Raw genomic sequence first — 12,239 nt, forward strand, 5'->3', positions numbered from 1 at the left:
CCCTCCGCCGAAACCGCCCCCGCCAAATCCGCCGCCTCCGAAACCACCTCCGCCCCAACCGCCACCGCTGGCGAAACCGCCGCCGGACGTCTTGCCGAAGGACAGCAACAGCGCGGCCACGGCGGCGATACCGCCGCCGAGCATCGACAACAGCACCCAGCCAATACCACCGGCCACCAGGCCCGCTGCCAGCCCACGCGCCGGACGCGGCAGTCGGGAGAGCAACAGCCGCATGAAACCTGCCGCAAAGACGCCGATCATGATCGCGAAGAAGAAGGTCTGATCGCCATTGCCCTCCTCGTTGTTGCGGTTGCTGGCCACCGGCGCCGGCAGCGCCTCGCCCTCGATCAGCCCCACCAGTACCGCCGTGGCGGCGGTAATACCGCCGGCATAATCGTCCTGGCGGAAATGCGGCACCAGATACTCCTGGATCACCCGGTTGGCGATGGCGTCGGGAATGGCCCCCTCCAGCCCGTAGCCCGGCTCGATCCGCACCCTCCGGTCATCCCTGGCCACCACCAGCAGCACCCCATCGTCCACGCCCTTGCGGCCGATGGCCCACTGGTCGAACACCCGGGTGGTGTACTGGGCGATATCCTCCGGCTGGGTGGTCGGCACGATCAGCACCTGCAGCTGGCTGCCCTTGCGTTGCTGCAGGGCCAAGGCCTGCTGCTCGAGCGCCTGCTTCTGTGCCATATCCAGAGTGCCGGTGGTATCGACCACCGGCGAATCCAGCGGCGGAATCGGCGCCAGTTGCTGGGCCGGCAACGCGCCCGCCCAACCCAGGCCAAGCAGGCATAGCAACAGGCCAAAGCGCTGCAGCAATGCGCTCATCGCGCGCGGCTCACTGTGCCGATGCGGGCTGCGGCGGCGTCTGCTGCGGCGCAGCCGGCTGGGTGCCGAAGTTCACCGCCGGCGGCTGTGCGATCTGCGCCTCGTTCTCGACCGTGAAATTGGGTTTGGCCTTGTAACCGAACAGCTTGGCGGTGATCACCTGCGGGAACGAGCGGATGAACGTGTTGTAGTCCTGCACCAGCTGGATATAGCGGCCACGGGCCACGGTGATGCGGTTCTCGGTGCCTTCCAGCTGCGCCTGCAGGTCGCGGAAGTTCTGGTCGGACTTCAGCGTCGGGTAGTTCTCGCTGACCACCAGCAGCCGCGACAGCGCGCTGCCCAGTTCACCTTGCGCCTGCTGGAACTGCTTGAGCGAATCGGCGTCATCGGCATTGACCTGGATCTGCCCGACCTTGGCACGGGCATTGGTAACCTCGGTCAGCACCTGCCGTTCCTGCTGGGCATAACCCTGCACGGTGTTGACCAGGTTGGGAATCAGGTCGGCGCGACGCTTGTACTGGTTCACCACCTCGGACCAGCCGGCCGTGACCGCCTCGTCCTTCTGCTGGATGGCGTTGTAGCCACACCCGGAAATCGAGATCGCCGCGACGACAAGCAACATCAGGCGGAGGTACTGGCGCATGGTCGGATCCTTTGACGGCAGGAGCGCCGAGCATGCCACGGCCGGTGTTCAGCGTGTGCATACGGAAAAGGCCGGCAATGCCGGCCTCTCCGCTCCCTCTTCCGGCCAGTTGGCGGCGAGGGCGATCCTGTCCGGGCTATGCCGGAGACTTACCAGCTGTCCGCGCCCGGCACGTGATGGGCCTTGGCGTTGCGGCGCATCAGCAGGTTCAGCCACTCCACCAGCACCGAGAAACCCATCGCCGCGTAGATGTAGGGCTTGGGCACGTGCACGTCCAGGCCATCCAGCACCAGCACCGCACCGACCAGCAGGATGAAGGCCAGCGCCAGCAGCTTCACGGTCGGATTGGCGTCGATGAAGCGGCCCAGCGGATTGGCCGCCAGCAGCATCACCGCCACCGCCAGCAGCACCGCGCAGACCATCACCGGAATGTGGTCGGCAATGCCCACGGCGGTGATCACCGAATCCAGCGAGAACACGATGTCGATCACCGCGATCTGCGCGATCACCATGCCGAACGTGGCCGACGCCTTGGTGGTCGTCGGGTCGGCATCCTCACCGCCGCTGACCAGCTCGCGGATTTCGGCCACGCCCTTGTAGAGCAGGAACAGGCCACCAATGATCAACACCAGATCCCGGATGGAAATGCCCATCCCGGCAATGTTGAACAGGTTGTTCTCCATATGCGCCAGGAACGCCAGCGACACCAGCAGCAGGATGCGGGTGACGCACGCCACCGCGATACCGACGCGACGGGCCAGCGGACGCTTTTCTTCGGGCAGACGGCCGACCGCAATGGAGATGAACACCAGGTTGTCGATGCCGAGCACGATTTCCAGTGCGCTGAGCATGAACAGGGTGACCCAGACGTTCGGGTCGGCAAGAAGCTCAAAAGACATGCAGAAAATCCTTCAATAAAGCCATAGCGTCACCGCCGCCCGGCGGATGACTTGTCAGAAAAGACGGGGCACCAGGATCAGGCCCCAGCACAGCAGCACATTCATCATCAGCACGAACACGGCCGCCGATCCCATGTCCTTGGCGCGTCCGGCGAGCACGTGATACTCCGGGCCATAGCGCTCGATCACCGCCTCGATGGCCGAGTTGGCCAGCTCCATGGCGATGACCAGCAACATCGAGCCGACCAGCAGCGCGCGCTCCACCGGCGTCTGGCCCAGCCACAGCGCCAGCGGCGCCAGCACCACGAACAGGCACACTTCCAGGCGGAACGAGGATTCATGCATCCAGGCTGCGCACAGCCCCTGCCAGGACCACTTGGCCGCCTTCAGGATACGGGCCGGACCACGGGGCATATGCCCGATCCCATCAGCCATGAGAGCCAGCTCCCGCCGCGCGGCGGCCGACGGACTGCAGAAAAGAAGAGTGCATCACAGCGGGAGCACCGATGTATGTGGATGGCGACCGCGCATTCTGCCACAAGCTTCCGGGCACTTCCCGGGAACCGCCGGCCGGCGCTGTCAGCCGAAGTGGACGGTAGCCGTGGTGCCCTGCCCCGGCGCGCTTTCCAGTTCGATCCGCCAGCCGAAGCGCTCGCACAGCCGGCGCACGATCGACAGCCCCAGCCCGGTCCCCAGCGGACGGGCCGGCTCAGCCCGGAAGAACGGCTCGAACACCCGCGCCAGGCTCTCTTCCGTCATGCCGATGCCGCTGTCGCGCACCACCACCCGGTCATTGCCCACTTCCACCGCGATCGTGCCGGTATCGGTATAGGCGCAGGCATTGCGCAGCAGGTTGCTGACGACAACATGCATCACCCGCGGTGGCGCCAGCAGCAGGTGGTTGTTGCCCACCACTTCCAGCGTCAGCTCGACCGGTCGCCCGGCCAGCATTTCACGGGCGTTATTGACTTCATAACGGACGATATCGGCCACATCGAACCATTCGGCCTGCGGCTCGATATCGGCCTCGCGCGCCAGGATAAGGAAAGCGTCGATCACCGCTTCCATATCACGCCCGGCCCGCTGGATACGGCCCAGACTGCGCTGCAGGCGTGGATCCAGCTCCGGCGTACTCAGCGCCATGTCGCTGGCCATGCGGATCACGGTCAGCGGGGTACGCAGTTCATGGCTGGCGTCGCGGGTGAAGTTCCGCTCGCGGGCGACATGCTGCCCCACCCGGCTGGCCAGCGAATGCAGCGCGGCCGCCAGCTGGCGGGCTTCGCCCTGCACATCGGCCGGCAGCCGCTCCGCCGCCAGTTCGCTGGCATCGGGGTACCGCGGATCCCATTGCGACACCCGCCGCGCCAGCCAGTTGACCGGCGAGACGATCCGCCACGAGGCGCGGTAGGTCAGCCACGACGCGCCGTAGATCCCCAGCAAGGTGATCAATACCGGGACCACGCCAAACCAGAACGCGGCCCGCTGCGCCTGCGAGCGCAGGAACACCAGGTACAGCCGTCCGGCCGGGCGTTGATCGACCAGCACCAGCTGGTCGGCCGCCTTCAGCTCATGGAAGCCGGGTTCCAGCGGGCGCAGGTCCTTGGGCAGGCTCAGACTCGACTGCCCGGTTTCCAGCAGGTAACCGCGGATATTGCGCGTGTTGGGCGGCGGCTGCACCGGCGAGGCCTCGTGCAGCTGCCAGTAGTAATCGGCCTCTTCCTGCAGCACGACATGGACCAGTCCGTGCTTGATGACCAGCGACACCAGATAGCCGCCCAGCAGCACCGCCAGACTGGCCAGCAGTGCCTGCACGATAAAAGCGATCCTGATCTTGCGCGGCAATCCGTGCGCCATTACGGCTCCTGCCGCGAAACGTCGCGACTACCGCCATCGACGGTACTTCCCGGCCGTAACAGAGCACCGGCAAACGCTGTCGCACACGGGGTGCGACAGCCATTCCTGGTTGCCACTACACGTCCCTCTGCCACCCGCCGGTCAACTCATCGGCTGGGCGATGTCGGCGATGCGGTAGCCGGCGCTCTGCACGGTGTGCAGCAGCGGATGGTCGAAAGGCTTGTCGATGATCTTGCGCAGGTTGTACAGGTGGCTGCGCAGGGTATCCGAATCGGGCAGGCCGTTGCCCCAGATCTCCCGCTCGATCTCCTGCCGGGTGACCACCCGCGGCGACTCGCGCATCAGGATGGTGAGCAACCGCAGGCCGATCGGCGACAGCTGCAGTTCGCTGCCGGCGCGGGTGGCGCGGGTGGCGCGCATGCTGACCGGGTCCAGCACCAGGTCGGCGACCTTCAACACCTCGGCCCCGACCTGGCGGCGCTCGCGGCGGATCAGTGCCCGCAGCCGTGCTTCCAGCTCCTGGATCGCAAAGGGTTTGGTCAGATAGTCATCGGCACCGTAGCCCAGCCCGGTGAGCTTGTCGTCCAGCGTGTCGCGGGCGGTCAGCATCAGCACCGGCGTGGATTTGCGCGCTTCATTGCGCAATTTGCGGCAGACCTCGATGCCGTCCAGACGCGGCAGCATCAGATCCAGAACCACCACGTCGTAACTGTTCTCAGCCGCCAGCCGGTAGCCGTCCAGGCCATCGACCGCGTAATCCACTTCGAACCCTTTGCTTTCCAGGTACTCGCCGATCATTTCGGAAATATTGCGGTTGTCCTCGACGACCAGCACCAACCCGGACGATTCCTTTGTCTGTCGCATGGAGCCTCCTAATCTTCAGCTTTGTGAAACATGCCGCATCCGGAGTAGAAAGCGTGTGAAGACCGCCGCAATTCGTGATCACGAAGGTCGCCGGGACCGGAATTCTGTCCGCGATCAGGCACTCCAGGACCGTGCGACCGCCCTATGCTGTGGACCCCCGCCACGCTCAGCGCCCTATGCCCGGCATGCCGATCACCGCCTATCTGTACCCCGTCCTGCTGCTGGTCGCCAGCAACGTCTTCATGACGGTGGCCTGGTACGGCCATCTGAAATTCAAATCGGCGCCGCTGATGACGGTGATCCTGGTCAGCTGGGGTATCGCCTTCTTCGAGTACTGCCTGCAGGTGCCCGGCAACCGCCTGGGCAGCGCGGTGTATTCGGCGCCGCAGCTCAAGGGCATGCAGGAGGTGATCACGCTGGTGGTGTTTGCAGTGTTCTCGGCCACCTATCTGGACCAGCCGCTGAAGTGGAACCACTGGGCGGCCTTCGCGCTCATCGTGGTGGCGGCGCTACTGATGTTCAAGGAATAGCGCCACCACGCTGCCTGACAGGGAAAGGCCCCGCAGTGCGGGGCCCTCCGGATTACTTGATCGACGCCGGCTCAACGAACCGGGCGAATACCGTATCGATCTTCGCCTCATCCACCGCCGCCCCGCCCTGCACGGCCTCGGCCTGTTCGAACAGCGGGATGATCATCGCCATGCCATCGAGTTGTGTTTTCAGATGTACGCCCGAGGCCCTGCCCAGCCATCCCTCCCAGCGCTGGCGCACCTGCGCCCAGAATCCGGCCGTCGCGCTCCAGTAATTGCGAGCGGGGGAGAAATCGACCTCGCTGGTTTTCAGGTAGTCGTTGAAGCCGAATTCGCGGGCGATCTCCACCTGGCGGCCATCGGCATTGCGCTGCACCTTGGTGTTGAACTGCTCATGGGTCCAGCCACCCGGCGTGAGCGTGTGCCGGTTGATCACCACCAGCGCGTTGTAATCGCTGCGCCGGGTGTATTCGCGACGTGGCAGCGGCCGCCAGCTCAGGTCGCTGGTCCAGGTCGGCACGTTGTTGGCGTAGCTCCACCGGCCGGTGCCGCAGTAACGCGGCGCGTCGCTGACCTCGTACACGCACTGGGTCCAGGCGCCTTTGTTGACCGCCGCCGGAATCGTGCGCACCACCCAGGTCTGCTCGGCGCTGAACTCGAAACGGGTGGCCGCCTCATAGACCCAGTCCTGCCGCCAATGCTTGGTGACGTGGCCGCTTTTCCCATCCACCAGCAGATGCTGCAACACGATGCGCTGCGGGCTGTCTTCCACCACGATCACCACCTCGTTGCCACCACTGCGCATGGCCGGGGCGCGCTCGTAGCCGGGTTTGAGCAGCACGGTTTCATCGAAGGCGAAATCCACCGTGTATTCGCCCTGCATCGCCAGGATGCTGGCGCGATCACGCGCGGTGTCCACGGACTGGGCGCTGGCTGCGCCGCTGCTGGCCAACAGCAGCAACGCGCCGGCGGAAAGCAATTTCATGTGTCGTTCCTTTGTGAGGGGTAGCAGAAAGAGAGGGGCCATCCGTGGCCGGGAGAGATCCGTTTGCCGCGGTACCGCGCGCACTACTGCGTGCCGGCGGTATCAGCGCAGCGAAATCACCAGGAAAGCGCCAGGCTGGCCGACACCGTGCGGCCGGGATGGGTGTAGCGATCCAGCACCGGGCTGTTGCCGGCCAGATTGGCGGTGATGCCCGACCAGTCGATGTACTTGCGGTCACCCAGGTTGAACACACCGACATTCACCTTCGCACCGGGCGCGAACTCCCAGTGCGCCATCAGATCCAGCACGCCGTAGCCGCCGGGGCGGTAGGCCGTGGCGCTGGCGATACGGTCCTTGCGGCGCGCGAAGGTACCGGCCAGCTCCATCCCCCACGCATCGCGGTCGTACATCAGCCCGACGCTGCCGCGCAGCGGATCGATCGAGTCCAGCGGCACGTCCTCGGTGCGGTTGTCACCGCGTGACAACGCCACCGCGCTGCGCAGCGACCAGCCTTCCAGCGCGTTGGACAGTTCGCCGAAATCCACCCCGGCCTTCATTTCCGCACCGTAGATCCGCGCATCGGCGATGTTCTGCGACTGGAACACCATCAGCCCCTGGGCGTTGTCACCGACATACCGCTGCGATTCGATGAAGTCGCGGTAGTAGTTGTAGTAGCCGCTCACGCTGACGTAGGCCGTCGGCGCGATGAAGCGCAGCCCCAGCTCCACGCCGTCGCTGGTTTCCGGCTTCAGTTCCGGATTGGGGATGGCGGTGTAGCCGAACATCACGTTGGTGAAACCCAGATTGACGTCGTTGTACGGCGGCGAACGAAAGCCGTGCGAATAGCCGGCAAACAGCGACCACTGCTCGTCAAAGCGCCAGACCGCACCGAACTTCGGCGACACACTGGTCTTGGTCAGCGAGGCCACCGCCATGCCCGGGTTGTCAGCGGCGAAAATCGCATCCAGTTCCGGCTTGAGCCGGTAGTGATCCACGCGGATGCCCGGCACCAGCGACAGCCGCCCGTCGGCCAGACGCATCTCATCCTGGGCGTACAGTCCCAGCTCGGTGGTCTTGCTGACCGGGAAGTCGCGCACCGGGAACACGTCCGGCAGGATCGTGCTGCTCACCGTGCCATTGACCAGCACCTGGAAGCCATCGCGCTTCTGGCGTATTTCGGTCCATGCGCCATCCAAGCCCCAGGTCAGCGCATGCGCCACGCGGCCGGTCTCGAAAGACTTGTCCAGCAACGCCTGCAGACCGTAGACACGCTGGTCGAAATTGAACTGGCGATGGCGGCGGCTGCCATTGGCGCGCTGCTCGTTGGTGACCTGCGTGGTCTCACTGTCCTGGCGATACAGCTGCCAGCGCAGGCTGTCGGCCAACGCGCTGTCGAGCGCATCCATCTCATGGGCGAACGCCACCCGCGCGCGGGTCTGCGTGTCATGCGCGGTCATGCCGGTGGTCGTGGTGCGATCGATCGCCGAATACACATCGGTATCGGTGCGGTCCTCGTTGCCTTCCACGGTCAGGCGGAACCGCTGGTTCTGGTCGTGGGCATAGACCAGCTTGGACAGTACGCTGCGGCCATCGCGCTGCTGCGGGTTGGCGGCGGTGCGGGTGTTGTCACGGCTACGCAGCTCGCCCTGGTTGGCGGTGTCCTGGCCTTGCCGGTGGTTGACGTTGACCATGCCGCTCCAGCGCCCGCCACCGAACGCGGTAGTCGCACTGCCGAGCAGGCCCTGCCAGTCGCCGTCATAGCCGAACTTCAGACCGACGTAACTGCCTTTGCCTTCGCCCAGATAGTCGGCCGGGTCCTTGGTGACGAACGCGACCACCCCGCCCAGTGCATCGGAGCCGTACAGCGAGCTGGCCGGCCCGCGCACGATCTCCACCCGCTTGAGGGTTTCCAGATCGGTGAAATCGCGGTTGGCATTGGCGAAGCTGCCGATGTTGAAGCTCTTCGGCATGGCGATGCCGTCGGTCTGGATCAGCACGCGGTTGCTGTCCAGGCCGCGGATACGGAAGCCGCCCAGTCCGAACCGGGTCACGCTGCGGGTTACCGAAATGCCCGGCTCGTAGCGGACCAGATCGCGGATGTCGTGCACCAGCTGGTTGTCCAGCTGTTCGCGGTCGATCACATCGACCGTGGCGGCGACATCACTGACCGCCCGCGCGGTCCGGGTGGCGGTGACCTGGACGCGGTCGAAATCACGCACATCGGCCGAGGTGGCGGTTTCAGCGTGCGCAGGAGACAACACCGCCCACAGGGCGGCGCTCAGAACAGTTGGACGGATCATGGGTGCCTGGAATCAATCGAAGGAACAGAGCCCGCGGACACAGCAACCGGGTTGCCGAAGCAGGCCGGTGGTGGCCAAGGGAGAGGGGTCGATTCAGGCGGGCATGGCACCAGGACAGGCGCCGGCTGGCAGGAGCGTGCTGCGGAATTACTTGGTCAGGATCAGCTTGTCATTGCTGGTATGGCGCAGACGGTAGAACGTGTCGCCATGCTGGATCAGGATTTCGCGCTGCCCCTTGAGCAGGGCGCCGCTGTCCAGGATTCCTTCACCGGACATCAGCTGGACAGGGCGTTGCGGCAGATGCAGCGTGCGGGAGCGGAGCAGGACAGGTTGGGCGGACATCATCGTGATTCCGTGCTGGGGACGGAGTTTATGATAATGATTCTCAATATCAATGCAAGCATTGACGAGCGACCTCCTCCATCCCGCCCGACCTGCAGCCCTCAGCAGCGGCGTGCGCCCATCTCGCGCACGGCCCGCCGCCTGACGGGCCTCAGGCAAAGGCCGCCTCGATCTTTTTCCAGGCCGCATCCTCCACCCGTGCGACCACATCCAGCGCGCGCAGGTTCTCCTCCAGCTGGCTGACCCGGCTGGCGCCAAGGATCACGCTGGACACGTTGGGATTGCGCAGGCACCAGGCGATGGCCAGCTGGGCCGGCGACTCGCCCAGCTCTGCGGCCACCGCGGTGAAACGCCGGACCTTGCCCAACCGGTCCTCAGCCGGATCACCGAGTACGGCCGCCTGCAACCAGTCCATCGACGAGGTCGCCAGACGGCTGTCGGCGCCGATACCGTCGTTGTACTTGCCGGTCAGCAGGCCCGACGCCAGCGGCGACCAGATCGTGGTACCCAGCCCGGCGTCGCTGTACAACGGCGCGTATTCCTCCTCCACCCGCGTGCGATGCAGCAGGTTGTACTGCGGCTGCTCCATCATCGGCGCATACAGATGATGGGCGCGGGCGAAGGCCACCGCCTCGGCGATCTGCGCCGCCGACCACTCCGAGGTGCCCCAGTACAGCACCTTGCCCTGGCGGATCAGGGTGTCCATGGCCAGCACGGTTTCGCCGATCGGCGTGTCCGGATCCGGGCGATGACAGTAGTACAGGTCCAGATACTCCACGTGCAGGCGTTTGAGCGCGGCGTGGCAGGCGTCGATGACATGCTTGCGCGAGAGCCCGCGCTGCAGGGGATTGGGCGAGGGCACCGCGCCGAAGAACACCTTGCTGGAGACGCAATAGCCATCGCGCGGCAGGCGGAGGTCGCCGATCACATCGCCCATCACCTCCTCGGCGCGTCCCTGGGCGTAGACCTCGGCGTTGTCGAAAAAATTGACCCCGTTGTCCCACGCCGCCGCGATCAGGTTGCGGGCCTCGCTGCGCCCGATCTGGCCACCGAAAGTGACCCAGGCCCCGAACGACAGGGCGGAAAGCTGCAGGCCGGACGAGCCGAGACGACGGTATTGCATGGCGGACTCCTGGGATTTCTGGCGCACCAACCGGCGCGAACGGCCCAGAGTGTAACGGGCCGCGGATACCAGGCCAGGCCGCGAACCTTGCCGAGATCGGCGCAATCGCCGCAATTGCAGGTGCATGCCCTGTTAATTCTTGCCCGACATAGGCCGCTGCTCTAGGCTTGCGTCTTTTGCGGGCACGCCCGGGGATTACTCATGGTCGAAGGTTTTGGCAGGATCGGCTTCGGCCTGTTCGGCCTGGCGGTGCTTCTGGGCATCACCTGGCTGTTTTCCAACAACAAGAAAGCGGTGGACTGGAGGCTGGTGGCCACCGGTATCTCGTTGCAGGTGGCCTTTGCCGCACTGGTGCTGCTGGTTCCCGGCGGCCGTGACGTGTTCGACTGGCTGGGCCAGGGCTTCGTCAAGATCCTGAGTTTCGTCAATGAAGGCTCCAGCTTCATCTTCGGCAGCCTGATGGATGTGCCCAAGTACGGCTTCATCTTCGCCTTCCAGGTGCTGCCCACGATCATCTTCTTCTCCGCGCTGATGGGCGTGATGTACCACCTGGGCGTGATGCAGGCCATCGTCAAGGCCATGGCCTGGGCCATCACCAAGATCATGCGCGTGTCCGGCGCCGAGACCACCAGCGTCTGCGCCAGTGTGTTCATCGGCCAGACCGAAGCGCCGCTGACCGTGCGCCCGTACATCTCCAAGATGACCCAGTCCGAACTGATCACGATGATGATCGGCGGCATGGCGCACATCGCCGGCGGTGTGCTGGCCGCCTACGTGGGCATGCTGGGCGCGGGCGATCCGGCGGCGCAGGCGTTCTACGCCAAACACCTGCTGGCCGCCTCGATCATGGCCGCCCCGGCCACGCTGGTGATCGCCAAGGTGCTGATCCCGGAAACCGGCACCCCGCTGACCCGGGGCACGGTGAAGATGGAAGTGGAGAAGACCTCTTCCAACATCATCGACGCCGCCGCCGGTGCGGGCGATGGCCTGCGTCTGGCGCTGAACATCGGCGCGATGCTGCTGGCCTTCATCGCCCTGATCGCGCTGCTCAACGCGCCACTGACCTGGGTCGGTGAAGTCACCGGTCTGGCCCAGATGATCGGCAAGCCGACCAACCTGTCCACGATCTTCGGCTACGTGCTGGCGCCGATCGCCTGGGTGATCGGCACCCCGTGGGCCGATGCCACTACGGTCGGGTCGCTGATCGGCCAGAAGCTGGTGATCAACGAGTTCGTGGCCTATCTGGAGCTGTCGGAAATCATCAAGGGCAACGTCGCTGGCGTGGTCCTGAGTGACGAAGGCCGCCTGATCGCCACCTACGCGCTGTGCGGTTTCGCCAACTTCAGCTCGATCGCCATCCAGATCGGCGGTATCGGCGGACTGGCCCCGGAGCGTCGCCAGGACCTGGCCAAGTTCGGCCTGCGCGCCGTGCTCGGTGGCACCATCGCCACTTTGATGACGGCCACCATCGCCGGCGTGCTGACCCATTTCGGCTGATCCCCAGCCACTTTCGAGATATGGATTCCATGAGTTCTGTAGTTGTTGCCGGTTCCTTCAATGTCGACCACGTCTGGCGCTGCGATGCCCTGCCCGCGCCAGGGGCGACCATTGCCGGCCGTTACAGTACCGGTCCCGGCGGCAAGGGTTTCAACCAGGCCGTTGCCGCGTGCCGTTCCGGCGCGGACACCCACTTTGTCTGCGCCTTGGGCGAGGACGCCGGCGGAGCCCTGGCGCGCCAGCTGGCCGCCGCCGACGGCCTGGCGCTGGTGGCCGAGGCCAGCAGCGAGCCCACCGGCACCGCGGGCATCTATGTCGATGCGCGCGGCCGCAACTCCATCGTCATCGGCGCCGGCGCCAATGCCTCG

13 protein-coding genes are annotated in these 12,239 nt (G+C 65.4%); 3 read left to right on the top strand and 10 right to left on the bottom strand.

The annotated features are described in order from the left end of the window. The 6 genes from ARC78_RS06055 to ARC78_RS06080 form a co-directional block, all read right to left on the bottom strand. A partial coding sequence (locus ARC78_RS06055; RefSeq protein ID WP_096144914.1) for a TPM domain-containing protein occupies positions 1–834 on the bottom strand: 834 nt, incomplete at its 3' end. Between the two features lie 10 nt (positions 835–844). Then, positions 845–1,477, bottom strand: a complete 633-nt coding sequence (locus ARC78_RS06060) for a LemA family protein (RefSeq protein WP_054658090.1) — start codon at positions 1,475–1,477, stop codon at positions 845–847. Positions 1,478–1,626: 149 nt separating this feature from the next. Continuing rightward, complete coding sequence (locus tag ARC78_RS06065; protein ID WP_054658088.1) at positions 1,627–2,376, bottom strand: TerC family protein; 750 nt, start codon at positions 2,374–2,376, stop codon at positions 1,627–1,629. A 54-nt stretch (positions 2,377–2,430) separates the two neighbouring features. Continuing rightward, entirely contained in the window at positions 2,431–2,811 is a 381-nt protein-coding gene (locus ARC78_RS06070) for a diacylglycerol kinase (protein WP_057505922.1), read from the bottom strand. 144 nt (positions 2,812–2,955) lie between these two features. Beyond that, positions 2,956–4,230: a sensor histidine kinase gene (locus ARC78_RS06075; protein WP_054658086.1), complete on the bottom strand. Its 1,275-nt coding sequence runs from the start codon at positions 4,228–4,230 to the stop codon at positions 2,956–2,958. A gap of 141 nt (positions 4,231–4,371) precedes the next feature. After that, positions 4,372–5,094 (bottom strand): response regulator transcription factor, encoded by a 723-nt coding sequence (locus ARC78_RS06080; protein ID WP_054658084.1) that lies wholly within the window; start codon positions 5,092–5,094, stop codon positions 4,372–4,374. 176 nt (positions 5,095–5,270) lie between these two features. On the opposite strand from ARC78_RS06080, the gene ARC78_RS06085 reads away from it, so the two are divergent. Beyond that, on the top strand, positions 5,271–5,624 hold the full coding sequence (locus tag ARC78_RS06085; RefSeq protein WP_054658082.1) for a DMT family protein: 354 nt from the start codon (positions 5,271–5,273) through the stop codon (positions 5,622–5,624). Between the two features lie 52 nt (positions 5,625–5,676). On the opposite strand, the gene ARC78_RS06090 is transcribed toward ARC78_RS06085, so the two are convergent. From ARC78_RS06090 to ARC78_RS06105, 4 genes are all read right to left on the bottom strand, one after another. Next, the gene (locus ARC78_RS06090; protein WP_054658080.1) at positions 5,677–6,609 is read right to left on the bottom strand and encodes a DUF6607 family protein; all 933 of its coding nucleotides are present in this window, start codon (positions 6,607–6,609) and stop codon (positions 5,677–5,679) included. Between the two features lie 116 nt (positions 6,610–6,725). After that, positions 6,726–8,909 carry a TonB-dependent hemoglobin/transferrin/lactoferrin family receptor gene (locus ARC78_RS06095; RefSeq protein WP_057505923.1) on the bottom strand — a complete coding sequence of 728 codons (2,184 nt, stop codon included), beginning with the start codon at positions 8,907–8,909 and terminating at the stop codon, positions 6,726–6,728. Between the two features lie 147 nt (positions 8,910–9,056). After that, the gene (gene hemP, locus ARC78_RS06100) at positions 9,057–9,251 is read right to left on the bottom strand and encodes a hemin uptake protein HemP (protein ID WP_054658092.1); all 195 of its coding nucleotides are present in this window, start codon (positions 9,249–9,251) and stop codon (positions 9,057–9,059) included. 151 nt (positions 9,252–9,402) lie between these two features. Next, positions 9,403–10,374: a potassium channel beta subunit family protein gene (locus ARC78_RS06105; protein ID WP_054658078.1), complete on the bottom strand. Its 972-nt coding sequence runs from the start codon at positions 10,372–10,374 to the stop codon at positions 9,403–9,405. Positions 10,375–10,575: 201 nt separating this feature from the next. Between ARC78_RS06105 and ARC78_RS06110 the strand changes: the two genes are divergently transcribed. Together ARC78_RS06110 and ARC78_RS06115 are read left to right on the top strand one after the other, a co-directional pair. Continuing rightward, the gene (locus tag ARC78_RS06110; protein WP_054658076.1) at positions 10,576–11,871 is read left to right on the top strand and encodes a NupC/NupG family nucleoside CNT transporter; all 1,296 of its coding nucleotides are present in this window, start codon (positions 10,576–10,578) and stop codon (positions 11,869–11,871) included. Continuing rightward, a partial coding sequence (locus ARC78_RS06115; RefSeq protein WP_241772685.1) for a PfkB family carbohydrate kinase occupies positions 11,871–12,239 on the top strand: 369 nt, incomplete at its 3' end. The genes ARC78_RS06110 and ARC78_RS06115, both read left to right, overlap by 1 nt.

Source organism: Stenotrophomonas pictorum JCM 9942 (genome assembly GCF_001431585.1).
GTDB classification, from domain to species: domain Bacteria; phylum Pseudomonadota; class Gammaproteobacteria; order Xanthomonadales; family Xanthomonadaceae; genus Stenotrophomonas; species Stenotrophomonas pictorum.

What these genes read in the sequence shown, in the direction of transcription:
- ARC78_RS06060 (WP_054658090.1), bottom strand. Translation starts at nt 1,477, where the DNA reads ATGCGCCAGTACCTCCGCCTGATGTTGCTTGTCGTCGCGGCGATCTCG.
- ARC78_RS06065 (WP_054658088.1), bottom strand. Translation starts at nt 2,376, where the DNA reads ATGTCTTTTGAGCTTCTTGCCGACCCGAACGTCTGGGTCACCCTGTTC.
- ARC78_RS06070 (WP_057505922.1), bottom strand. Translation starts at nt 2,811, where the DNA reads ATGGCTGATGGGATCGGGCATATGCCCCGTGGTCCGGCCCGTATCCTG.
- ARC78_RS06075 (WP_054658086.1), bottom strand. Translation starts at nt 4,230, where the DNA reads ATGGCGCACGGATTGCCGCGCAAGATCAGGATCGCTTTTATCGTGCAG.
- ARC78_RS06080 (WP_054658084.1), bottom strand. Translation starts at nt 5,094, where the DNA reads ATGCGACAGACAAAGGAATCGTCCGGGTTGGTGCTGGTCGTCGAGGAC.
- ARC78_RS06085 (WP_054658082.1), top strand. Translation starts at nt 5,271, where the DNA reads ATGCCCGGCATGCCGATCACCGCCTATCTGTACCCCGTCCTGCTGCTG.
- ARC78_RS06090 (WP_054658080.1), bottom strand. Translation starts at nt 6,609, where the DNA reads ATGAAATTGCTTTCCGCCGGCGCGTTGCTGCTGTTGGCCAGCAGCGGC.
- ARC78_RS06095 (WP_057505923.1), bottom strand. Translation starts at nt 8,909, where the DNA reads ATGATCCGTCCAACTGTTCTGAGCGCCGCCCTGTGGGCGGTGTTGTCT.
- hemP (WP_054658092.1), bottom strand. Translation starts at nt 9,251, where the DNA reads ATGTCCGCCCAACCTGTCCTGCTCCGCTCCCGCACGCTGCATCTGCCG.
- ARC78_RS06105 (WP_054658078.1), bottom strand. Translation starts at nt 10,374, where the DNA reads ATGCAATACCGTCGTCTCGGCTCGTCCGGCCTGCAGCTTTCCGCCCTG.
- ARC78_RS06110 (WP_054658076.1), top strand. Translation starts at nt 10,576, where the DNA reads ATGGTCGAAGGTTTTGGCAGGATCGGCTTCGGCCTGTTCGGCCTGGCG.